The sequence below is a fragment of the Streptomyces sp. Je 1-369 genome (assembly GCF_026810505.1).
In the GTDB taxonomy this organism is placed as follows: domain Bacteria; phylum Actinomycetota; class Actinomycetes; order Streptomycetales; family Streptomycetaceae; genus Streptomyces.
The window spans coordinates 629,687-652,560 of the sequence record NZ_CP101750.1 but is presented as its reverse complement, the minus strand read 5'-3'; the positions used below and the strand labels follow the sequence as shown (position 1 = coordinate 652,560).

Below are 22,874 nucleotides of genomic sequence, written 5' to 3'. Positions count from 1 at the left end.
TCAAGGAATTCTTCCGGCGATGAGCGGCACAGAGAATCACAAGAAATGGACCGATGGTTTAAAGTGAAAGCGGATCCGGCCGACGAAATGATCCAGCGGGCGCGAACGCTGTAAATGAGTGACGTGAAGCGGGAATCTCGCCCGGAGCGACGAATGTGAATATGGGCGGACGAATGCTGTCCGAGTCGCCCGCAGGTGGAATCACTGCGGGAACTGCATGCAGCTGGGGCCCGCACCCCGAAGGATGCGGGCCCCAGCTGCATAGTGCGCGTCAGTGTCAGGCGGGAATGATGTTCTCTGCCGTCGGGCCCTTCTGGCCCTGCGCGATGTCGAAGTTCACCTTCTGGCCTTCGATTAGCTCGCGGAAGCCCTGGGCGGCGATGTTCGAGTAGTGGGCGAACACGTCAGCGCCGCCACCGTCCTGCGCGATGAAGCCGAAACCCTTTTCCGCGTTGAACCACTTCACGGTGCCAGTAGTCATGTCAATCTCCTTTGGGGCAGAACATCGGCGTCCACGCTGTGCGGACACCGTGTCGCCGCGATGATTACCCCGCCCGGAGATGACCGGTCATACGAAAGCGCCCCCACCGCAGTATGCGGCCAAGAGCACTTGAAGTTTTTGGGAACCACAACTGCAACTGAGATGACAGTAGCACGCCATGGCGGCCTGTCGGTGTGAAGTAATCCCGCTCTGCTCATTGGACTAAAAACCCTCCCTTCCCGGATCGTTAAACCCTCACTTCGCGAACACAGACATTGGTTCGCCGAGGTGCCTCGAGCCAGTCGTGCATCTCCGGCGCCGTTGTCACCTCAAGCGGATCCAGTGGCTACCGACTCCACGCCCCGACGCAGTCGTGTGCTCTCGGCGTAAGAACAGTCGGGTGTGCCAGCCGGTCCACCCACCGCTGCCCGTGTGCCGCTCCGGAGTTCTCCGACCCGCAGAGCCCGGTCTGCGCCCGCGCCCGCGCACAGAAGTTGCTGATGGGATCACTTTTTCTGTTTAGATATGCCGTCGCTCGCATGTTCAAGCTGCTAGTTTATCGGGTCCGTCTCATCTTCACCTTGTTCCCCCTCCCCGACAAATCGCGAAAGAATACAGAAGCGCCATGTTGGTAATAGCTCGTTCGGGTGAACAAACGTCAAAACGTATCTACTTCCTGCCGATCGTCTTACTGTTCATGATGCTGGCGACTTCCGTCGCTGATGCCAGGCAGTAGGGCGGGGGGGGGTGAGGCCTACCTTCTGCGCGCCATCTCTCATGTTGGGCAGCGTCTCTTGGAGATCAATAAGAGAGCGGCGTGGAAGACGATGATCGTGCGCACTCTCCTGTGGCTACTCTTCGGAGGTACTCTGGCGGTTTTCATGGGCACCGGTGGGGCGATCTTGTGGTTTGTCGTGGAGGCGCTGCTGATTTGGAGGCTCGTTGCAGCCCTGAGCAAACCACTCCTGTATGGCCTGGTCGTCAACACTGACGTCATCACTCAGTACGGTCCCGGGAGTATCGGGAAGGCTCGGCACACCGGCTCCGGGACTGAGACGGCACCTGAATGAGGGTGATCAGGCGGAGATGGATGCTGTTATTGGGGAGATCAACTCGAACCCCCCGGGGATCCATTCAATAGGGTGCTCCAACGGGTGGCTGGAATTGCAACAGTCATTGGGGAAGCAGGCGTCCCAGTGATCAGTGCCATCAAGTCGCTGCTGGGCTCTACATAAGACATGGTCGAGGCGCAGACCCGGAGCGCGCTCAAGGCCGGGATGAAACTGGGTGAGCAAGCCGTGTATGGCGACGCGTCGCATCGCCAGCCCGGGGTGGGCGACATGACATCCTGCGTCGCGGGCCACGGTCCATGGCAGGGCACCGATCGAGGCGGCCTGGTCGACGATCACCAGGGCGGTGCCGAACATCGTGCCCCTCTTGGGGGAGGCGAACGTGTTGGCCTCGGCATCGATGTCGTACGCGTGCATCCGGTCACGGTCGTATCGCCGCCCAATGGAACCGTGCCCGGCCGTGACCGGGCATGAGGAGACACATGCCCGACCGACCCCAGCCCTCCGCGAGTAACGGTGGCCCACCGCCCGACCCCGTTGCGCAACCTCCTCCTGAGGCCACGACTGATGAGGCACCGACCGGGCTGGTAGCGGCTCCGTCCGCTACAGGATCGTCCGAAAGCGGTGTGTCACGGTGGATCTGGGCGGTGGTGGCGGTGCTGACCGCCGCGCTGCCGTCCGCGCTGCTGGCGGTGGACGAGATCGGCGCGCGATTGGGCAGTGTGTCGACGGTCTTCGTACTGTCGGGACTGTTGCTGGCTCTCGCACTGACTGTGCGCATGACTCTTCAGGAGAGCTTCGCGAACAGCTCGCGTCGAACGAGGGTGCTGTTCGGCCTGCTGTCGTGCGTGCTGTTCATCGCCGGGGTGCTCGTGCTGTATCTGTTCCGCGAAGCGGAAGCGCCACTCACCCGCATGAAGGGAGCCCGCGATGTAGCGGTCGTGGGGTTCACTGGGTCGGCCGGCACCGAGGACGAGCAGATACTCGACGACGTATCCCGCGCCTTCGCCGCCTCGCTCGGAAAGGCCCTGCCCGACACCGCCACAGTGCGCAGCTACGCGACCGAGACCACACTGCCGCTGGACATGCTGAAACGTCCCGGAGGTGGCGAACTCGACCAGCACGGACGGCAGTTCGTCGAGGAGACCGGCGCGGAAATCCTCGTCGGTGGGATCGTCGCCGCAGCACCGGGCGGGCAGATCGACGTACGCCCCGCCGTGTACGTCCGAGCCGATCAGGTACCCGACGCACCGGAACTCGTCGGCTGGTACCTCAGCAAGCCGATCGCCATGGACCATGGCTGGCAGTCTGCGCGCAGTCGTGAGCAGGTCGTCGACGAGCTCGTGCAGCGCGCACAGCACCTGGCCGCGTTCATCGACGCTCTGGACGCCTGGCATACCGGCAAATCCACGAGCGCGAGTCAGATCTTGGGAGGGCTGCTCCCTGGCAACGCCGGAAACGACCGGTCGAGCCCCAAGAAACAACGGGCCAGTGCGAGCGCGCCGGGCAGTGGGTTCGTCACCTCTGACGTCGTCCGGCTCTTCCGCGGGCACGCCTTGGAGCAACAGGCTGCCGCCGCGTCGGGCGCTACCCGACAGAGGCTGCTGAAGGCCGCGCGGACCGACTACCGGGCTGTCCCCTCCGACTCCCCGGTCAACCTACGGGCCGAGTTGAGTCTGGCGGGCAACGGCTACCGGCTGGCACTGGGTATCAAGCCGAGCTGCCGTCCAGGCACTGTCGAGGCAGCGGCGCTCTCGAAGGCCTCGCGCACGCTGCGCCGACTGGCCGACAGTGCGGCTTTCACCGAACTGGGCCGTCTCAAGGCCAAGGTGAACCTGGCGCAGTTGGAGCAGTGCCGCGTCACGGCGGGGCTCGTCGCCGAGGACGGCACGGTCGAACGGCTCACCACCGCTGTACGCGCGGCCCGGGGAGGAGGGCCGGTCAGGGAGCTGCGCTCGCTGGCCGCATCCATCGCAGCTGTGCACGCGGCGGAGCAGGGCGAGCTGGAGCGGGCGTCCGACCTCATCGAAGAGGCTCTCGCCCTCCAGCCCCGCTTCCTCCAACGCGGGTTGTGGAAGGGGCTGCTGGCCTCCTGGGAACTGTCCCGCTGTGACATGGCGGCGGCACGGTTGGCCAGGAACGAGTCACTGCGTCAGCTTCGCGAAGCCGTACGTACCGAGCAGGCGGACCCTGCATTGCCCGAGAAGTACCGGCTCGCATTCGAGCAGGAGGTGACCGCTGCCCGTACACGGTGCTCCTGAGCCCCTCCGGAAGAAGCGCGAGGAACAACAACGTACAGCTCGGCTCGGAAAGGATGAAGGAGATGGGGACAGTGATGAGAGTGGCCACGACCAGGGCGACCGCGGCGGTGCTCGTGCCTATGGCTCTGCTCTGCGCGATCACAGTCGGGTGTACCTCGCCCGCTGAGAAGGAAAAGGGTACGCCGGGGTCCGAGACGGCCGCATCCTCATCAGGCGCTGAGCCCCCTCGAACGGCCTCCATGGCTCAGCCCAGCGGTTCTGCGAGCTCACAGTCCGCAGATCCTGGTACAGGTACTGATCTGCTGCTCTCGCGGCAGATCGATTTGCTGGCCGCGGGCAACGGCGCGGCGTCCGATTGCGCCGAGGACCTGAAATCGCTCCCCGGTCACCGGTCCGACAGCCCTGCGGCTTGGGTGAGCAGCAGCATCGACGGCTCCAAGAGTCTGGGCATCCCCCAGCACGTCGCGCTCTGCCTCTCCGGCTTCCCTGACGGCGACGTGGACATCACGGTCTCTGTGCAGGGTCACGAGTACTCCACGACTGCGGTTCCCGCCGAGGGAGAGGTCACCTTCCAGCGTATGGAGCCGTCCAGCACGCTCTTCCAAGGCGGCCGACTACGGCTGTATGACGTGGGGGAGGGCGTCCAGCAGAGTGAGATGTGGAGTTTCGTGCCTCCTGGTACGGCTCGGGAGCGTCTGGCCCTTGCCGGAGAGCTGACCATCAGCGCACGATCGGGCGGGGTCTCGGCAACCCGTGATCAACTGATCGAACTCCCGCCAGTACCCGTCTGCGACTGGCTGGACAGCGATACCCGGAGGTTGCTTGTCTTCGGGTTTGAGCCGGGCAGCCGGGTTCCGGTGGGGCTCTACCGGACAGACCGGGAGGGCACGACAGCGGTGCTCGTGCGCAAGATCGGCACAGTCGTGATGCCGCGGTCCCGCACCGCGGTCTTCTCTGTACCCGCGGACATCCGAGCTCTCGCCGGAGAGAGCAATCAGTTCCGTATCACCGTCCCTCTCGACAAGCAGTACAACACCCCCGCGCTGTGAAGCCCGAAGTGGTGCCTCGTGGGTTGAACACGACATGTTGAACACGACATGCGGACACCGCCCTTCGACCACATCGCTGAATTTCTCGCAGAGCATCGAGGCCGACGTTTCGCAAGCTCACGGAGCAGCCCCGAACAGGTTTGGCAGCTCGCGGCCTTGCTGCCGGTCGGTCAGCCGGCCCGCAGGCTGAAGGGCGGGTAACTGCCGGTGAGGGTGGTCGATCCGCGGTGAACCGTTATGCATGCGATGAAGTTGCCGGGTCGGAAGTGGCTCCGCCCAGGCACGGTGAATAACGGGCGACTTGGGCCGACCGGGTATCCAGGGAGGGCCGTTGCACAACAGAACATCGGCCGGCGAACAGGCGAACGGTTACTCGCGCCGAGGCCCAACAGGGCCCGAAAGTGCGGGCACCGAGAGGATGTGCATCCTCTTCGGCAGGGCTGTGTGACCCATGACGGCTCTCTTGACCCGGGCTGTCGGATCGCCGAGTTGCCTGAGCCTGAATCCCCTCCTTAGACGCCATTTCATTTGGCGATACGGCGGTGGAGGCGACGGCATCCTGAGAGCCGGGAGACGGCCCCGTCCCCTGCGGAACGGCGTCGATATGCGTGTGCATGGCGGCAGTTCGGGGAGCAAGCTACCGGGATGAATATGGAAGAGGTCAGCGCGGTGTTGGTAGGTCGATTCGGCCCTGAAGCCGAGGGTTGGCTCGCCGAGGTTCCGAACCTCGCTGCACGGCTGGCCGCGCGGTGGGGGTTCGTGCTGGGTGAGCTGTTCGAGAGCGGAGCCTCTTCTGTCGTTTTGCGCTGTCAATGGCCTGACGGGAGGCCTGCGGTACTCAAACTCAGCCCGGACCGGGCACTGTTGACCAAGCAGGTGGAGATGCTGCGCGTGTTCGCGCCGTCGGGTCGAGTGCCGGCCGTCTTGTCTGCCGACGCGGAGGCCGGGGCGATGGTGTTGGAGGAGGTCCTGCCCGGCACCGTGGCCGACGACATGCCGCAGATGTCATTGCCGCAGCAGTGGGGTGAGTTGCTTGCCGCATTGCACGCCGTGGCCCCACCCGCGCACTGGCCACTGGATCTGCGCGGTCGGTTTGACGAAGCCTTCGTCCGGATCGGCCGGCGGCTGTCCGAGCCAGCCATCGGCGCACGGATTGACCAGGCCGCGTGGCAGCGGGCGATACGGCGCTGTGAGACATTGCTGGACAGCCAGTCCGAGCTCGTGTTGCTGCACGGCGATCTGCACCTCGGCAACGTCCTGGACGGCGGCCCGTCGCGCGGTCTGATCGCGATCGACCCCAAGGCATGCGTAGGCGACCCATGCTTCGACGCCGTCGACTACGTGGTGGCGGGCGCCGGACAAGAGGGTGTCGAGGCTCGTTGCCAGCGGGTGGCTACCGCGTGCGGGCTCGATGGGGACCGGTTGTATGCCTGGAGCCGAGTGACTGCACCAATGGCAGCCATCGCACACCTCACCTATGACGGTCCAGAGCCCGTGATCGACGAACTGCTCGCCCTGTCTCGCTGATCTCATGCGAGCATCAGATCGGCCCGGCGGGGGAGCACGGCCGGCCACGCCGGTGGGCTCCCCCGCCGTGTTCGGATACGTCGATCGGCGACAGGTTCAGCTGCATGATCCGTGCGGTGCCGTCCCGGGGCGGGCGGCGGGCAGGCGGCGGACGTTACTGAGGGCTGCGGCCTGTTCCCGTAGACGTATGTGACCACGCTGATCGCTACACGGCCGGTCGACGGGTGTAACTCCATGCTCGCGTTGCGCACCCTGCGCGAACTCGGCGCCGGCAGCGCGGCGCCCGAGCCGCTCCGCGACGCGGAGCGCCTGAGCGGCGCATATCGTCGGCGTATCGAAAAGCGGATACGCGCCGGCAACACAGGGCCGACTTGACTGGTGTCATGTCCTACCGCGAACCAGCACCCCTGTCCCTCCCCGTGACGCTGACCGTCGCGCCGATCAGCGACGCCGAGCACCTGGCCTTCGTGCGGGCGCGGCGGTCGGTGAACTTCGTGCAGACCCCGGCGTGGGGGCGGGTGAAGACGGAGTGGCGCAGTGAGTCGCTCGGATGGTTCGACGGCGGGCGGCTTGTGGGGGCGGGGCTTGTCCTTCACCGGCCGGTGCCGGGGCTGTCGCGGTTCACGCTCGCGTATGTGCCGTGGGGTCCTGACATCGACTGGTCCGGGGACATCGGTGCGTGGCTCGACCCGCTGGCGGCATATCTCAAGGCCCGTGGCGCGTTCGCGATCCGGCTGTGCCCGCCGGTGCGGACGCACACCTGGGATGCGGCGCAGGTCAAGGGCGGCGTGGCCGATCCGGGGGTGCGGCGGCTCACCAGACTCCCCGACGGGTACGTCGATCCGACCGGTGCAGAGGTGAGCCGACGGCTCCGGGCGGCCGGCTGGCTGCCGCAGAGCCCTGAGGACGGGTTCGGGGCCGGGCAGCCGCAGTTCACGTATGAGGTGCCGCTGGTGGGGAGGTCCGAGGACGACGTCCTGAAGGCCATGAATCAGCAGTGGCGCCGCAACATCAAGAAGGCCGCGAAGGCGGGGGTCGAGGTCACGGTCGGTGCCGCGTCGGACCTCGCGGCGTTCCACGAGCTCTACGTGCACACCGCCGCGCGCGACGGATTCACGCCGCGGCCGCTGACGTACTTCGCGACGATGTTCGCGGAGTTGAGCGCCGAGGATCCCGGGCGGATCGCGCTCTATCTGGCACGCTACGAGGGCGAGTTGGTGGCTGCGACGATCCTGGTGCGGGTCGGCGGACACGCCTGGTACGCGTACGGCGCCTCCTCGACGGCCAAACGTGAGGTGCGGGGCTCCAACGCGTGCCAGTGGGCGATGATCCGTGACACCCTGGCGGCGGGCTGCGACGTGTACGACCTGCGGGGCATCACCCCGACGCTCGACGCCGCTGATCCGCATGTGGGCCTGATCCGGTTCAAGGTCGGCACCGGGGGGCGGGCGGTGCGGTACGTCGGGGAGTGGGATCTGCCGCTGCGACCGCTGGTCTACCGCGCCTTCGACCTGTACATGCGTCGGCGCGGGCGCTGAGCCCGCGCCGCACGGTTACCCGAGTGCGGCGGCCACCTCGTCGAGGCGGGCGCCGCGCGACGCCTTGACGAGGACGACGTCGCCGCCGGTGAGGCTCTCGCGCAGCCAGGCGGCGGCTGCTTCATTGTCGGTGAATGCGACCGCCCGCTCTCCCGCGGCGTCGGCGACGGGACGGGCGGTTTCGCCGACGACGGCCACCAGGTCGGCGCGCGCGGCCGCGTACTCGCCCACTGCTCGGTGTTCGGCCTCGCTGTCGGCGCCAAGTTCGAGCATCGCGCCGAGTACAGCGATACGGCGCCGGCCCGTGATCGAGGCGAGCGTGTCCAGGGCGGCTCGGGTGGAGTCGGGGTTGGCGTTGTAGGAGTCGTTGAGCAGGGTCGCGCCGCAGGCCAGGATGCGGCGCTCCATGCGCCACCTGGACAGTGTGGCGGTGCTGAGGGACACCGCCGAGGTGACCAGGGGGATGCCGGCCGCGAGTCCCGCCGCGGCGGCGGCCGCCGCGTTGAGTGCCTGGTGGGCGCCCACGAGCGGCAGCGCGACACGGGCCGAGGTGCCGGAGGTGCGCAGCGTGAAGGCCGCCCGGCCCAGGCGGTCGAGGGCCAGGTCCTGGACACGCACGTCGGCGTGTTCGGCGCGGCCGAAGGTCAGGACCGGCCCGTCGGTCAGCGCGCGCATCGCGACGACGCGGGGGTCGTCGGCGTTGAGGACGGCGGTGCCGCCGGGTGCGAGGCCGCGCACGAGTTCGCCCTTGGTCCGTGCGATGGCCGCGCGCGAGCCGAACTCCCCGATGTGGGCCTGGCCGACGTTGAGCACGACCGCGATGTCGGGTGCGACCAGTCCGGTGAGGTGGGCTATGTCGCCGAGGTGGCGGGCGCCCATTTCGAGGGCGAGGAAGCGGGTGTGCGCGTCGGCGCGCAGCATGGTCAGGGGCACGCCGAGTTCGTTGTTGTACGAACCGTGTGTGGCGACGGTCGGCCCGGCGCCCGAAAGGACCACGGACAGCAGGTCCTTGGTGCTGGTCTTGCCTTGCGAGCCCGTCACCGCGACGACGGTCAGCCGCTCGCGCAGCCGGGCCACGGCGCGGGCGGCGAGTGTCTGCAGTGCGGCCGGCACGTCGCCGACGACGACTGTGGGGAGCGGTGTCGGCCGTGAACCGAGCACGGCGGTCGCACGGGTGTGGCCGGCGTAGTCGTGGCCGTCGACGCGCTCACCGACCATGGCGACGAAGAGACCGCCCGGTTCGCCGTGCCGGCTGTCGAGTACGGCCGGCGCACTCACCGTGACGGTCGCGTCACCCGTGACCCGGCCGCCGACGAGCGCGGCGATCTCGGCGAGGGAAAGGGGGCGCGGGGCGCGGAATGGCTGGCTCTGAGTCATGGCTCCAGTGAAGGCGGCGGGGTGTTGCCGGCGCGTATGCGGTTCTCGATACGCTGACGATAGGTGGTGGGCTCTGGTGGGGGTGCTCGCTTTCGCCGTTCGGCGTCCGGGGACCCCGAGGCTCCGGCCGGACCGCCGGAGCCTCGCCGTATTTATCCCAGACTCACCTGTGTGATGAGAAAGTTGAAATAGGTGTCCGGGTAGGGCTCGTCCTTGAGCGTGTAATGCCACCATTCGCATGCGTAGGAGCTGAATCCGCTGGTCTCCATGATGGAGCGAAGACGTCTGCGGTTGTCCGCCGCGGCGCGCGAGATTCCTTCCGCTCCGTGGTGCGAGATCGAGTCCATCAGGTCGTGGCCGCCGCCCATGACGGCGAGGTCGCCGCTTTCCAGGTGGTACAACGTCAGGTCGACGGTACTGCCGCGGCTGTGGCCCGACTTGGCGGCCACGTATCCGTTCTCGAACATCTCGGGCCGGTCGATATTGGGGTAGTGGTGGTGCTTGGTGCGGCCGTCCTCCGGCTGCTCCGACCAGCGCAGGAAAGAGTCCACGGCGCGTTGCGGGCGGTAGCCGTCCCAGAGAAGGAGGCCGAATCCGTGCGAGGCCGCCTCTTCTCGCGCGCTCTGCAATGCCGCGCACAGGGCCCTAGTGCCGACGATGCGATTGGCCAGGTATCCGTTGACCGGTTTTCCGGTGAAGTTGTCCCAGGTGGCGTACTTGGCGTCCCAGCGGATCCCGGGTATGAACTCGTCTATGAAGACGAAGTCGTTACGCATCGGCCTGCTCCGTCGGAGTCAGGGGCCAGGCGAGCGTCTCGGTCACCAGGCGGTCGATCACTTCGGGCAGCGGAACCCCAGCGGCGGCCATCATCCTCGGATATCGGCTGTACGAGGTCATGCCGGGGAATGTGTTGACCTCGTTGAGGACCACCTGTCCGTCGTCCTTGAGGAACAGGTCCACGCGGGCGAGTCCGCTGCAGCCCAGGGCGCGGTAGACGGCCTTCGCCACTTCCTGGACGCGTGCCCGGGATTCAGCCGGAATATCGGCGGGGACGATCGGCGTCGAATTGTCGGAGCCGGTCTCGGGTTCGTCCTCCTGGTGAATCCGGAAAAATCCGTGGGACAGGGCGATGCGGTCGACTTCTCCCGCGGTCAGGTCCGTTCCGCCGCCCAGGATGGCGCATCCAACCTCACTGCCGACGATCGCCTCCTCGACCAGGACTTTCGTGTCGTACCGCCGGGCGACGTCCAGCGCGGCCGGCAGTTCTTCCGCGTTCGCCACCTTGCTGACCCCGAAGGACGATCCCGAGCGGGCCGGCTTCACGAAGACGGGATAGGTGAGCCGGTCGGCGTCGATGTCCTCGCCCGCCGCGACCGTCCAGAAATTCGGCGTGGCGATTCCGGCGCCGGCGGCGACGACATAGGTGAGGGACTTGTCCATGCCCAGCGCGGAACTCTGGACGTCGCAGCCCACGTACGGGATTCCGGACAGCTCGAGCAGGCCCTGGACCGCGCCGTCCTCCCCGAGCTTGCCGTGCAGTACCGGCACCACGACATCCAGGCCGATCGTCTCGTACTTCCCCTGATCGAGGACGAGCAGTCCGCGCACGCCGCGGTCCGGGGACAGCACGGCGGGCCGGTATGCGCCGCTCTCCCAGTCCGTGGCGGGGCCCTCGCAGAGTTTCCAGGCGCCGTTGCGCGTGATCCCGATGAAGTACGGCTCGTATTTGTTCGGGTCGAGGTTTCGCGCGATCTCCTGCGCGGACTTGATGGAAATGGGGTGTTCCTCCGAGCAGCCTCCGAAGAGGATTCCGACCTGAAGCTTGGCCTTAGGCATGCTGATTCCTGCTTTCGAATTTCAGGCAGTTGGTGATCGAGTTCTCGACCGTGTCACTCAGGGTGCGGTCCGTGTAATACGCGGTGTGCGGACTGATGAAAGCGTTCGGCATTTCCTGCAGCCGCAGCAGTGGCTTGCTGTCGATGGGTGCGTTCCGTCGGTCGGCGTAGAACACGCCTTCCTCGCCTTCGACGACGTCGAGTGCGACACCGCCCAGGCGCCCGTCCTCCAGTGCCGCGACCAGCGCGGTGGTGTCGATGAGGGCACCGCGCCCGGTGTTGACTACGAACGCGCCGGGTTTCATACGCTGGATGCGTTCACGGTCGAGGAGGTGGTGCGTCTCGGCGTTGAGCGGCGCATGGAGCGTGACGACGTCGCTCGACCTCAGCAATTCATCGAGCGACACCTCGTCGGCGGGGTCACCGGATTCACCGGCACGATTTCTGTACGCCAATATCCGGCATCCGAAGACGCGAAGCCTTTCCATGACGGCCTTGCCGATGCGCCCCGTTCCGACCACGCCGACGGTCAGGTCGCGCAGATCTTTCCCCCGTATGTCGGGCAGCCGGTAGTCGTGCACATCCGTACGGCGGACAGTGGACTTGGCGTTGCGCACCGCCATCAGCAGCATCATCACCGTGTAGTCGGCGACACTGTCGGGGGAGTAGCAGACGTTCCCGACGGAAATGCCGACGCGGCCCGCATAATCCACGTCGATGTGGTCGTACCCGATGCTTCTTGTGGAGATATAGGAGACGCCGACCCGGCTCAGCGCACGAATTGTAGCCGGGGTGATCCGGGTCTTGTGTCCGACGCTGATGCACCGGTTTCCGGATGCCAGGTGGACGTTGTCCTCCGACACCATGGATTCTGTGATTGTCGGCGTCACTCCGAATCGGGGCGCCAGCTCCCGGAACCGTGCGGCTTCGTCCCGCCCGCATCCGAAAGCGGTGATTCCCACTGGTTCGCTGTAGGTCATGCCTCCATTAAAGGAAACGGGGTGTTGCCGACGCGTATGCAGTTTTCGATACGCTGCCGATACGTTGTCGGCCCGCTTTGCCTGCCCGCGCGGTGTTCGCCGAGCAGGCCACCAGCCGGTGGCGTTCTGGCCTATGACGGACGAAACCCACCGTGCGATCCGGCAGAGCATCCTGTACTTCGGCATGCCCGTGATCCTGTTGGCCACCAGCCACGGCCCGGACAGCCTGCGCAACTGGCCGAGCGATTGGCCGGAGCACGCCTCTCGGGATCGCGCTCGTTGCCCGGCTTCGACCAGGATCTGCTGGGCCGGGCCCGCTTCTACAACGACGTGGCCCTGGCCGGCGCCCTGTGGTCACTGGAGCGGGCAGCCGACGCCTGGGTGGACTCGGTGTCCGTCGCCCTTGAGGCACACTTGGTGCTCGAGCGCGCCGAGGACGTGGCGCCCAAAATTGCTCACGATGCCGCGCAGCACGCGTATCACGACCGCGGGGGCGTGTGTGCGGGCAGTTCCACCGTGATGCGAAGGCCGCCGGTGTCGCGCGGGATGAGGGTGAGGGTGCCGTCGTGTGCGCGAGTGATGGTTGTGACGATGGCCAAGCCGAGGCCGACGCCCGTCTGGCTGGCGTGGATGCGCTCAGTGCCCCGCTGGAATGGTTCGGTGAGCGTCGAGACCAGGTGTGGAGGCAGATTCTCGCCGGTGTTTTCGACCGTGAGCATCACGGTGCCGGAGTGGACGCCGGTAGTGACCCACACCCTGCCCTGTTCAGACAGATTGTGGACGATCGCGTTGTGCACGAGGTTCATGGTCAGTTGCAGCAGGAGCGTCGGCGATCCGCTCGCGGGGGTGATGTCGCCGCGGGTCTCGATCGTGACGCCGTTCTTTTCCGCGAGGGGGAGCAGCGTTTCGGTGGCTTCTTCCGCCATCAGGGACAGGTCGACCTGTTCGCGGGTGAAGGATCGCTGGTCGGCTCGGCTGAGCAAGAGCAACGCTTCAGTGAGGTCGATCGCTCGGGTATTGACAGTTTGGAGGCGGTCGAGGACTTCGCCGGTGTCGTGTGATGGATCGGTGCGGGCCACGTCGAGAAGTGATTTCGAGATGGCCAGCGGGGTGCGTAGTTCGTGCGAGGCGTTTGCCGCGAATCTCTGCTGCTCGGCGACGTGTGCTTCAAGCCGTGCGAGCATCGCGTCGAAGGCGTCGGCAAGTTCGCGGAACTCGTCCTGGCGGCCCGGCATCTGAATACGGTGCGAGAGCGATCCCGTAGCGGCCGTGCGGGTGGCGTTGGTGATGCGAGCCAGGGGGGCGAGCATACGACCGGCGAGGATCCATCCTCCCAGGAGGCCGAACACGAGGAGGAACACCATTACTGCGGCTGCCGTTGGCGCGAAACCCCGCACGAAGTCGATGACCGGGTTGCTTTTCCATGCCCCCTCTTCGTTGGTTTGCAACCACCCCTGTTGCAGGAGGAACACTCCTGCGGCGGCGAGCGCCAAGGCACCGGCGAGCATGAGGAATCCGGCGTAGCTGAGGGTGAGCTTGAGGCGGACACTCAATCCAGGCGCTCTATCCATGGTTCTCTCCCCCGTCTCCGGCCTGCGGCTGTGCATCGATTCGATAGCCGACGCCGGAGACCGTGGCGATGATCCACGGCTCACCGAGACGCTTGCGCAGTGCTGAGACGGTGATTCGAACAGCATTGGTGAACGGATCGGCGTTCTCATCCCACGCGCGCTCCAGAAGTTCCTCGGCGCTGACGACACCGCCCTCGGCGGCGATGAGGACCTCCAGTACGGCGAACTGCTTGCGCGTCAGCGCGACGTAGCGGCCGTCCCGGTAGACCTCGCGTCGGAACGGATCCAGCCGCAGCCCTGCAATCTCACGAACCGGAGGCCGGCTGTGGGCACGCCTGCGGTCGAGCGCCCGGAGCCTGAGGACGAGTTCCTGCAGTTCGAACGGTTTCGTGAGGTAGTCGTCGGCGCCGAGTTCGAAGCCGGATGCCTTGTCGTCGAGGCGGTCGGCCGCGGTCAGCATGAGGATCGGCATGCCGCTGCCCGAGGCGACGATGCGTTTCGCGATCTCGTCACCAGAAGGGCCGGGGATATCGCGGTCGAGGACGGCGATGTCGTATCTGTTGATGCTCAGCATTTCCAGGGCGATGTCGCCGTCGCCCGCGAGGTCGGCCGCGATCGCTTCCAGGCGCAGGCCATCACGGATGGCTTCCGCCATATAGGGCTCGTCCTCGACGATCAGCACACGCATACTCTCGATGTTACGAGCGGGCACATATCGTCCGCGTATCAAAAACGGCATACGCGCCGACAACACCGTGCCACCGTCCATCAGTGCATCGCGACCGCCTCCAACGAGCATCCCGGGAAGGCGTTCGGGGCTGTGACCCGCATGAACACCACGTTCCGTCCATCGACGAGCCTTCGATCAACGTCACCCTTGAGGGGGCCGTTGGTACGGACGGCGAGGGAACACAGCAGGCCACACCGACGGGCTCCCTCGCCGTGTGCCGGACCCGTGCCCGGGTCGCCCGCCGCCGCCTCACCCGCCTGGACACGACCGCCTGGACACGACGTCACGGGCGACGACAGCCCATCTGTGCACAGCCGCGATCTCGCCCATGCGCCACGGCGCGAGGGAGTCTCGAGACGGTGACCAAAACGGGAAGCGGGCCGTTGAGCAGAAAGCTGAACTGGCGAAGTCGTGTGGGCGTCGCCGTCCAGACCCGAAAAGAGGCGCACTGTGCAGTCCCCTACCACAACGGATCTCACGGGAGTCGCAGAAACCACGCTATGGACTCTGCATCACCGTGCAGCCGAGGCGGCCCGGAAAGACACCGTGCTCCCGGACCCGCAAGCAGTCCGACTGGTGGCGCAGGTGAACTTCCCCTTCCGCCAACGACTCGGCCGCGCCAAACCTTGGGTGGCCCAGACCCTCGCGCTGCGCGCCCTCGCGTTCGACAGGGTGGTGCGCGCCTTCCTCTCCGAACACCCCGAAGGCACCGTGATCGCACTGGGTGAGGGTTTGGAGACGACGTTCTGGCGGGTGGACAACGGTCAAGTGCAGTGGGTTTCCGTTGACTTGGCCGACCCACTCGAGCTACGCACACTCGTCCTCCCGCGCGGCAGGCGACAGCGCCACATCCCCTGCGACATCAGCCGCGACCCCGACAGCCGCTGGATGGAGCTCGTGGACCCCTCACGCGGCGTACTGGTCACCGCCCAGGGGCTGTTCATGTACCTCGAAGCCGCACGGGTACACAAACTGATCGCCGCCTGCGCGGAAACATTCCCCGGCGGCAGCATGGTCTTCGACACCGTCTCGCACCGATTCAGCGCGCGATGCCGGACCGGCGGGAAGGGGCCAGGAGGCTACCGCCTGCCCCCGATGCCCTGGGGAATGGGCCCTGACGGACACCGGACGCTTCAGGCCATCCATCCAGCCATCACTGAGATCCGGGACATTCCCCTCCCTGCCGGGCGAGGCCTCACGGGCCACGTGGTCTCCCGGGCCGCGTCGCTACCTCTCCTCCGGAGTAACCGGCCCCTCATCACCAACCTGCACTTTCGCGCGGCTCCGAGGTAATGGGGCAGGGCGGAGGCGAGGTGAGTTCCGGGACTGGACACCGCTCAGGCCGGGAGGCGAAGCAAAGCCGCAACCGCCTTTCGAAACCTGGGCGTGGTCGCGGCGAGCGGCGAAGGATACAACTCGAGCAAATTATGTGCGCTTCATCAAGCTGCCTCTGGGGCCGCACCTCGGGGGAAAGCCCCTGGCGAGTGTCACTTCCCGGGATATCGAGGTGCTGCTCAGGGCGTGGATCGAGGAAGGGCTGTCGCGTCGAACCGTGTATCACACGCTAATGATTCCGCTTCGAGCTCTCTTTCGGTCTGCTGTGGCAGAGAAGAGGGTCCCTGAGTCTCCAGTCGCGCTAGTTGCTGTGCCTCGGATAAAGGCAAAACGGCTTGACGGGAGATCGTTGCCTGATGGAAAGGCTGTAAGGGCTATTGTCGATGGAATCCGGCCCGGTTGGGCCATTTCGATATGGCTCATGGCGGGATGTGGTTTGCGAATTGGGGAAGTTCTGGCCGTCCGTGACGCGGACTTCGAGTCCGGGAATATGCGGTTGCGCCGCCAGTTCGTGCGAGTAGAGCGCGCTGACGGGTGCAAGGCTGAATTGGCGCCACTCACGTCTCGCGAGGAGGGAGAGTGGCGCGATGTCCCGGTGCCTGCCTCCGTCATGTCGGCGGTCGATCGCCATGTAGCACTGCATGGCGTCGGTCGTGACGGTTATCTCGTGCACGCACACCACGGCGGGGGAGCGCTCGACTCGAACTAGCGGACAGAATTCAAGGCGGCAGTCAGGAAGGCGGGGTACGGCGACGAGCCGTGGACCGCGCACACGCTGCGCCACTTCTTTGCCAGCAGGGCCATCGCCGACGGCGTCTCGCTGCTCGAAGTATCTGGGTGACTTGGCCACTCCATCATCCAAATCACAGCGGACATCTACGGACATTTGACCCCGGATGCCGGTGGGAGGCTGAGATCCGTGATGGACCAGGTGTTGACGGGCGCTAGCGTGGTTGGTGCTGACAACGGGGACCGTGCTGGTTCCGTGCTGACTACGCGGGCGAAGTAGGGAGAAACATGCAGGTCGGAGCGGCATCTTGAGAATTCTGCACACGTCCGACTGGCACCTGGGCCGCTCGTTCCACCGCGTGAACATGCTCGACGCCCAGGCCGCGTTCATCGGCCACCTGTTGGCGACCGTGCGCGAGCGCGACGTGGACGCCGTCGTGGTGGCCGGGGACGTGTACGACAGAGCGGTGCCCCCACTCGCGGCCGTCGAGCTCTTCGACGACGCCCTGCACCGGCTCGCCGACCTCGGTGTGCCCACGGTCATGATCTCCGGGAACCACGACTCGGCGCGCCGCCTCGGCGTGGGCGCGGGCCTCATCGACCGCGCGGGCATCCATCTGCGTACCGACCCGGCCGCCTGCGCGGAGCCGGTGATCCTCACCGACTCCCACGGAGGCGTCGCGTTCTACGGCCTGCCCTACCTCGAACCGGCCCTGGTGAAGGACGAGTTCGCGGTGGACAAGGCCGGACACGAGGCGGTCATCGGCGCCGCCATGGACCGCGTGCGGGCCGACCTCGCGGGCCGCGCGCCCGGCACCCGCTCCGTCGTCCTCGCCCACGCCTTCGTCAGCGGTGGCCAGGTCAGCGACAGTGAGCGGGACATCACCGTCGGTGGCGTGGCTGCCGTGCCCGCGGGAGTCTTCGAGGGCGTGGACTACGCGGCCCTGGGCCACCTGCACGGCAGCCAGACCGTCGGCGAGCGCGTGCGCTACTCGGGCTCACCCCTGCCGTACTCGTTCTCCGAGGCCGACCACCGCAAAAGCATGTGGCTCGTCGACCTGGGACCCGACGGGCACATCGAGGCCGAGCGCGTCGACTGCCCGGTGCCGCGCGCGCTCGCCCGCATCCGGGGCACCCTCGACGAGCTGCTCGACGACCCGGACCTCGCCCGCCACGAGGACGCGTGGGTCGAGGCCATCCTCACCGACGCGGTGCGCCCCGACGACCCGATGGCCAGGCTCTGCGAGCGCTTCCCGCACACCCTCAGCCTCGTCTTCGCACCCGACCGGGCCCCGGACGACCCGGACGTCTCGTACGCCCAGCGGCTCCGGGACCGCAGCGACCAGCAGATCGCCGAGGACTTCGTGACCCACGTGCGCGGCGCCGGGCCCGACGAGCAGGAACAGGAAGTGCTGCGTTCGGCGTTCGACGCGGTCCGCACCGACGCCACGCTGCGCGAGGTCGCCCGATGAGACTCCACCGCCTGCGCATCACCGCCTTCGGGCCCTTCGGCACCACCCAGGACATCGACTTCGACGACCTCAGCGCCGCAGGCCTCTTCCTCCTGCACGGCCCGACCGGCGCGGGCAAGACCTCCGTCCTGGACGCGGTGTGCTACGCGCTCTACAACTCGGTGCCGGGCGCCCGGCAGGGCGGCAGCCAAGGCATGACGCTGCGCAGTGACCACGCGCAGCAGGGCACGCGCACGGAGGTGTGCCTCGAACTGACCGTCGCCGGACGCCGCCTGGAGGTCACCCGACAGCCTCCCTGGGAGCGCCCCAAGAAGCGCGGCAAGGGCACCACCACGGAGAAGGCGCAGAGCTGGCTGCGCGAGTACGACGCCGGGGCGGGCCCGGACGGCGGATGGAAGGCCCTCAGCCGGTCCCACAACGAGATCGGTGAGGAGATCAAACAGCTCCTCGGTATGAGCAAGGAACAGTTCTGCCAGGTCGTACTCCTGCCCCAAGGGGACTTCGCCCGGTTCCTGCGCGCCGACGCCGAGGCCCGCGGCAAGCTCCTCGGCAACCTCTTCGACACCCGAAGGTTCGCCGCCGTGGAACAGCGGCTCGCCGAGCAGCGGCGCACCACGGAGGCCGAGGTCAAGGAGGGCGACGCGGCCCTCCTCGCCGACGCGCACCGCATGCAGCAGGCGGCGGGCGACGGGGGCCGGGAAGCCGAACTTCCTTTGCCCGACCTCGCGCCCGGCGACCCGGGCCTCGCGGACGCGGTCCTCACCTGGGCGGCCGTCGCCCGCGCGGATGTCAGGGAACGCCTCACCGTCGCCCACTGCGCCCTCGACGCCGCCGAATCCGCCCAGGCCGACGCGGAACGCCGACTCGGTGACGTACGCGAACTCGACCGACTGCAACGTCGGTTCGCCGAGGCACAGTCACGCGCCGAGCAGCTCCACGCGCGCGTGGACGAACAGCGCGACCTGGAAGAGCGCCTCGAACGGGCCCGCAAGGCCGAGAAGGTCGCGCCCGCCCTGGGCCTGCGCGAAACCGCCGACGCCGAACACCGCCGCGCCGCGGAAGCCGAGGCACGCGCGCGTGGCCGACTGCCCGAGACGTTCGCGTCGGCCGGGGCGACGGGCCTCGCCGCCGCCGCGCGCACGGCCGCCGAGGAACTGGGCGGCCTCGCATCGGCCCGGCGCGCCGAGGACCGTACCGCCGAGATCGCCGCCGAACGCACCGCGCTGGACCGCCAGGAACGCGCGGACGACGAGCTGCTCCAGGAGGCGTCGGGCTGGCTCGAGGGCTGGGAGACGACCCGGACCACGCTCCATGAGCGCATCGAGTCCGCGCAGGAAGCCGCGACCCGCGCCGAGCGCCTGGGCGGCCTGCTCGCACCCGCCGAGGCCCGCCTGGACGCGGCCCGCCGCCGCGACCGGCTCGCCCGGGACGCGGCCGAGGCACAGGAACACGCCCTCGCCGCCCGCGAGTCCGCCACCGAGGCCCACGAACACTGGCTCGCCCTCAAGGAGCAGCGCCTCACCGGCATCGCCGCCGAACTCGCGGCCCACCTGAGCGACGGCGAACCGTGCGCGGTGTGCGGTGCCACGGAGCACCCCGCCCCCGCGCGGAAGGTCGCAGGACACGTGGACCGCCAGGCCGAGGAGGCGGCACTCGCCGCCCACCGCCGCGCGGACGAAGCCAGGTCGGCCGCCGAACGAGCCCTGGGGGACGTCAGGGAATCCCTGGCCGCGGCGAAGGCCGCAGCGCGGGGCGGCCCGGCGACGAACCCGCACGACTCCCCACCCAGTGGGCCCCTGGACGAGGACCCCACAACCGACGAACTCTCCGAATCCGTGGACGCGTTGCGGCGCGATTACACCGCGGCCCGGGACCAGGCTTCCGGGTTGCACGGCGCCCGCGAAGCCCTGGCGCGCGCCGAGCGCGAGTACGACCGCAGGCTCGCCCAGCAGCAGGAGGCCGCGCGCCGCACCGCGTCCAGGGCGACCCTGCGCGACGCCCTGGAGCGCGAACAGCAGTCCCTCGACGCCGAGCTGACCCGCGCGCGGGGCGCCACCGGCAGCGTGGCCGACCGCGCCGCCCAGCTGGAACATCGGGCCACGCTGCTCACCGAGGCGGCGGACGCCGTCCGCGCCGCCGACGACACCGCCGAACGCCTCAAGGACGCCGACGCGCGACTCGCCGACGCGGCCTTCCGCGCCGGGTTCGACACGCCGACGGCCGCCGCGGCCGCCCTCCTCGACGACGCCAGGTACCGCGAGGTCCAGCACCGCATCGACGCCTGGCGGAACGAGGACGCAGCGGTGCGCTCCGTCCTCGCCGAACCCGACACGGCCACCGCCGCGCAGCAGCCGCCCGCCGACCTCCAAGCCGCCGGTGACGCCGCGGAGGCCGCCGCCCGACGCCTCCGCGACGCGGCCTCCGCACAGGATGCCGCCGCCCGGCGCTGCGCCGAACTCGACCGGCTCTCCACGCGCACGGCCACGGCGACGCGCAGGCTGGCGCCGCTGCGGGCCGCGTACGACCGGGTGGCCCGCATGGCCGGTCTCGCCGCGGGCACGTCGGCGGAGAACGAACGCAGGATGCGCCTGGAGTCGTACGTGCTCGCGGCCCGCCTGGAACAGGTGGCCGCGGCGGCGACCGTCCGACTGCACCGCATGTCGTCCGGCCGGTACACCCTCGTGCACTCCGCCGACCGCACCGGACGCGGCCGCTCGGGTCTCGGTCTCCACGTGGTCGACGCCTGGACGGGCCGCGAGCGCGACACCGCGACCCTCTCCGGCGGCGAGACGTTCTTCGCCTCCCTCGCCCTCGCGCTGGGCCTCGCGGACGTCGTCACCGACGAGGCGGGCGGCGTCCGGCTCGACACGCTCTTCATCGACGAGGGCTTCGGCTCCCTCGACGACCAGACCCTCGACGAGGTCCTGGACGTCCTGGACTCCCTGCGTGAAAGGGACCGCAGCGTCGGCATCGTCAGCCACGTCGCTGACCTGCGACGACGGGTGCATGCGCAGCTGGAGGTGGTGAAGGGACGGGCGGGTTCGACGGTGCGGCAGCGGGGCGGTGGGTGAGGTCTCGGATCCTCGATTCCGGATCGTGCCCTGTCTTACCCGGCTTTTCCGTGACCGTCCTTGCCCTTCTGTCCCCCCGCGTGTCCCCCGGAGAGCCTCCAGGGCCAGCTGCTGCGTCTACTTGTTCCGCCAGTGTGACGTCCTTGCAGGTAGGCCCTCACGACGGTCTGCTGCCTGCTGTTCACTGTTCTGCCTGTCGCCTGGTTGGTCGCCGCCCCGGTCCTGCCGGAGCGGGTCCTTTGGTTTCCGTTCTGGTCGGGAGTGCCGACCGCGTAGCCCTGGAGTTGGATGTGCAGCCAGGCCTGGGGGCCGACGGTTCGGTTCGAGGTGTGTGGGTGTGCCTCGAGTTCGGTCGTCCAGCAGCGTCCGGTCGGTGAGGGGCACCCTCCCTGGGCGACGGGCAAGTCCTCCGCCATCGTCCACCAGGACTGACACCTCGTACGGTCCGGGGCACGGCGCACTGGGCGCGCCGTGCCCCGACTCCGCATCAGCTCAGAACTCCTCGGCTCAGAACTCCTCGTTGGTGACGAGGGCGTTGCCGAAGACGTCGTACACCGAGACGTAGCCCTCCTTGGAGTCCTTCCAGTCGTCGAAGGCCGCGGCGAGCGCGCGTGCGGTGGCCATGGGCTCCTTGACCGGCGTCGTCCCACCGTTGATGTCGGTGGAGATGTAGGCGTTGCCGGTTCTGTCGTCCCACTCGCCGATGACGCGCCGTACGCGGGACGCCGCCTTCTTCTGCGCCTGGGTGCCGTTGGCCTCGACCCACGCGCGGAAGTCGTCGGCGTTCTTCCTCGACTGCTTCTTGTCGGCGTCGGGCGGCAGGGTCTCCTGCTCGGTGGCGGTGCCCTGGGCCGTCGTGTCGGTCCACTCGCAGCCACTCGTGAGGCCGATGGCGACGCACGCGCCGAGGGCGAGCGCCGCGGATCGGATCAGCTGTGGGCGCATCACACGCTCCTCCCTCTCAGAACTTGATCGCGTCGGCCCTGTCGTTCCAGTTACCACCGTAAGCGTAGGAAATCTTCTTGAAGTTCGGGTACCGGGTGTATCCGGCCCCGAGGAAGAGGTGCGGGTCGGGCATGCCGGTGCGGAAGTCGTACAGCTCCACCCCGCGCTGGGGGCGGTTGACGTACGCGGAGGACGCCTTGTCCCGGAAGCTCGGGCTGTACTGGTCCAGGTGGCGGGTCTTCGCGGTGTCGTACGTCGGCCACTGCAGGCGACGGCCCTTGAAGTCCGCGTCCTGCCACAGGCACACCCAGCTCTTGGGGCAGTCCAGCCAGCTGCTGCGCAGGGCGGTGGCGGCCGGCGCCGCCTTCGGGGCGCTCTGGGCGGCCGCGCCCTCGCGCGCCTGCGGAGTCGGCGCGTGTTCGGCGAGGTAGGCGTCGGCCTCGGCCTGGTCGTCGAAGCACTCCATCGTGCCGTCCTGCGAGACCTCGGCGCAGACCTGCGCGCCGCCGAGGTCGTCGGACCGGGAGTCGATCCTCTCGCCGTGGTAGTACATCTCGACCTTCGGCGCGTTCTCCACCTCCTGGTGGACCTGCGCCTCCTCTTCGGCGGTCGCGGTGCCGGAGACGGCGCCGGGCACCTCGGGGAGGGAGCTGTCGGCGAAGGCCGGAGCGGCGGTGATGCCTGCGGTCGCGAGGGCGAGGGCGGCGGCGGCCATGGTGGTGCGGGCGCTGATGTGCACGGGTGTTCCCCAGAAAGACGTCATGTTCGAGCGGATCCACGGAGCTCCGGGTTCTCCGGAGCGCGGATCCGATCAAGGAACGTATTGCATGGAGCGTGCACCGATCTAGCGGATGAATCCGCTTAAAGCCGACAAGTGCCACCCATCCCATCTGTGGCGTTAAG

18 protein-coding genes and 1 pseudogene are annotated in these 22,874 nt (G+C 67.9%); 9 read left to right on the top strand and 10 right to left on the bottom strand.

The window, feature by feature from the left end:
- Positions 1-277: 277 nt before the first annotated feature.
- Positions 278-481 carry a cold-shock protein gene (locus tag NOO62_RS02975; RefSeq protein ID WP_268769313.1) on the bottom strand — a complete coding sequence of 68 codons (204 nt, stop codon included), beginning with the start codon at positions 479-481 and terminating at the stop codon, positions 278-280.
- Between the two features lie 794 nt (positions 482-1,275).
- Between NOO62_RS02975 and NOO62_RS02970 the strand changes: the two genes are divergently transcribed.
- Complete coding sequence (locus tag NOO62_RS02970) at positions 1,276-1,551, top strand: hypothetical protein (protein WP_268769312.1); 276 nt, start codon at positions 1,276-1,278, stop codon at positions 1,549-1,551.
- A gap of 168 nt (positions 1,552-1,719) precedes the next feature.
- Here NOO62_RS02970 and NOO62_RS02965 read toward each other — a convergent pair.
- A pseudogene (locus NOO62_RS02965) lies at positions 1,720-1,905 on the bottom strand (IS110 family transposase); the annotation flags it as partial.
- 296 nt (positions 1,906-2,201) lie between these two features.
- Between NOO62_RS02965 and NOO62_RS02960 the strand changes: the two are divergent.
- The 5 genes from NOO62_RS02960 to NOO62_RS02940 all read left to right on the top strand — a co-directional run bounded on the left by NOO62_RS02960 (position 2,202) and on the right by NOO62_RS02940 (position 7,926).
- On the top strand, positions 2,202-3,812 hold the full coding sequence (locus NOO62_RS02960) for a hypothetical protein (protein ID WP_268769311.1): 1,611 nt from the start codon (positions 2,202-2,204) through the stop codon (positions 3,810-3,812).
- 239 nt (positions 3,813-4,051) lie between these two features.
- Positions 4,052-4,861, top strand: coding sequence for a hypothetical protein (locus NOO62_RS02955; RefSeq protein ID WP_268769310.1), 810 nt, complete (start codon positions 4,052-4,054; stop codon positions 4,859-4,861).
- A gap of 651 nt (positions 4,862-5,512) precedes the next feature.
- Positions 5,513-6,388, top strand: coding sequence for an aminoglycoside phosphotransferase family protein (locus NOO62_RS02950; protein WP_268775451.1), 876 nt, complete (start codon positions 5,513-5,515; stop codon positions 6,386-6,388).
- 189 nt (positions 6,389-6,577) lie between these two features.
- On the top strand, positions 6,578-6,763 hold the full coding sequence (locus NOO62_RS02945; protein ID WP_268769309.1) for a hypothetical protein: 186 nt from the start codon (positions 6,578-6,580) through the stop codon (positions 6,761-6,763).
- Positions 6,764-6,771: 8 nt separating this feature from the next.
- Positions 6,772-7,926 carry a lipid II:glycine glycyltransferase FemX gene (locus NOO62_RS02940; RefSeq protein WP_321170550.1) on the top strand — a complete coding sequence of 385 codons (1,155 nt, stop codon included), beginning with the start codon at positions 6,772-6,774 and terminating at the stop codon, positions 7,924-7,926.
- 15 nt (positions 7,927-7,941) lie between these two features.
- Here NOO62_RS02940 and NOO62_RS02935 read toward each other — a convergent pair whose 3' ends face one another.
- The 6 genes from NOO62_RS02935 to NOO62_RS02910 form a co-directional block, all read right to left on the bottom strand.
- On the bottom strand, positions 7,942-9,303 hold the full coding sequence (locus NOO62_RS02935; RefSeq protein WP_268769308.1) for a UDP-N-acetylmuramoyl-tripeptide--D-alanyl-D-alanine ligase: 1,362 nt from the start codon (positions 9,301-9,303) through the stop codon (positions 7,942-7,944).
- 152 nt (positions 9,304-9,455) lie between these two features.
- A complete protein-coding gene (vanX, locus tag NOO62_RS02930) occupies positions 9,456-10,079 on the bottom strand; it encodes a D-Ala-D-Ala dipeptidase VanX (RefSeq protein WP_268769307.1) in 624 nt (207 codons plus the stop codon).
- On the bottom strand, positions 10,072-11,139 hold the full coding sequence (vanA, locus tag NOO62_RS02925) for a D-alanine--(R)-lactate ligase (RefSeq protein ID WP_268769306.1): 1,068 nt from the start codon (positions 11,137-11,139) through the stop codon (positions 10,072-10,074). Before vanA ends, vanX begins: the two co-directional genes overlap by 8 nt.
- A complete protein-coding gene (locus NOO62_RS02920; RefSeq protein ID WP_268769305.1) occupies positions 11,132-12,118 on the bottom strand; it encodes a D-isomer specific 2-hydroxyacid dehydrogenase family protein in 987 nt (328 codons plus the stop codon). Before NOO62_RS02920 ends, vanA begins: the two co-directional genes overlap by 8 nt.
- Positions 12,119-12,597: 479 nt before the next feature.
- Positions 12,598-13,689 (bottom strand): sensor histidine kinase, encoded by a 1,092-nt coding sequence (locus NOO62_RS02915; RefSeq protein ID WP_268769304.1) that lies wholly within the window; start codon positions 13,687-13,689, stop codon positions 12,598-12,600.
- A complete protein-coding gene (locus tag NOO62_RS02910; RefSeq protein WP_124718033.1) occupies positions 13,682-14,377 on the bottom strand; it encodes a response regulator transcription factor in 696 nt (231 codons plus the stop codon). Before NOO62_RS02910 ends, NOO62_RS02915 begins: the two co-directional genes overlap by 8 nt.
- Before the next feature lie 453 nt (positions 14,378-14,830).
- On the opposite strand from NOO62_RS02910, the gene NOO62_RS02905 reads away from it, so the two are divergent.
- The 3 genes from NOO62_RS02905 (at position 14,831) to NOO62_RS02895 (ending at position 21,026) form a co-directional block, all read left to right on the top strand.
- On the top strand, positions 14,831-15,712 hold the full coding sequence (locus tag NOO62_RS02905) for a class I SAM-dependent methyltransferase (protein ID WP_321170549.1): 882 nt from the start codon (positions 14,831-14,833) through the stop codon (positions 15,710-15,712).
- Positions 15,713-16,791: 1,079 nt separating this feature from the next.
- Positions 16,792-17,955: an exonuclease SbcCD subunit D gene (locus tag NOO62_RS02900; protein WP_268769302.1), complete on the top strand. Its 1,164-nt coding sequence runs from the start codon at positions 16,792-16,794 to the stop codon at positions 17,953-17,955.
- Positions 17,952-21,026, top strand: a complete 3,075-nt coding sequence (locus tag NOO62_RS02895) for an AAA family ATPase (RefSeq protein ID WP_268769301.1) — start codon at positions 17,952-17,954, stop codon at positions 21,024-21,026. The genes NOO62_RS02900 and NOO62_RS02895 overlap by 4 nt, the downstream gene beginning before the upstream one ends.
- A 507-nt stretch (positions 21,027-21,533) precedes the next feature.
- Here NOO62_RS02895 and NOO62_RS02890 read toward each other — a convergent pair.
- Together NOO62_RS02890 and NOO62_RS02885 are read right to left on the bottom strand one after the other, a co-directional pair.
- Entirely contained in the window at positions 21,534-21,971 is a 438-nt protein-coding gene (locus NOO62_RS02890; RefSeq protein ID WP_268769300.1) for a hypothetical protein, read from the bottom strand.
- A gap of 16 nt (positions 21,972-21,987) precedes the next feature.
- Positions 21,988-22,734 (bottom strand): peptidase inhibitor family I36 protein, encoded by a 747-nt coding sequence (locus NOO62_RS02885; protein WP_268769299.1) that lies wholly within the window; start codon positions 22,732-22,734, stop codon positions 21,988-21,990.
- Positions 22,735-22,874 lie beyond the last annotated feature (140 nt).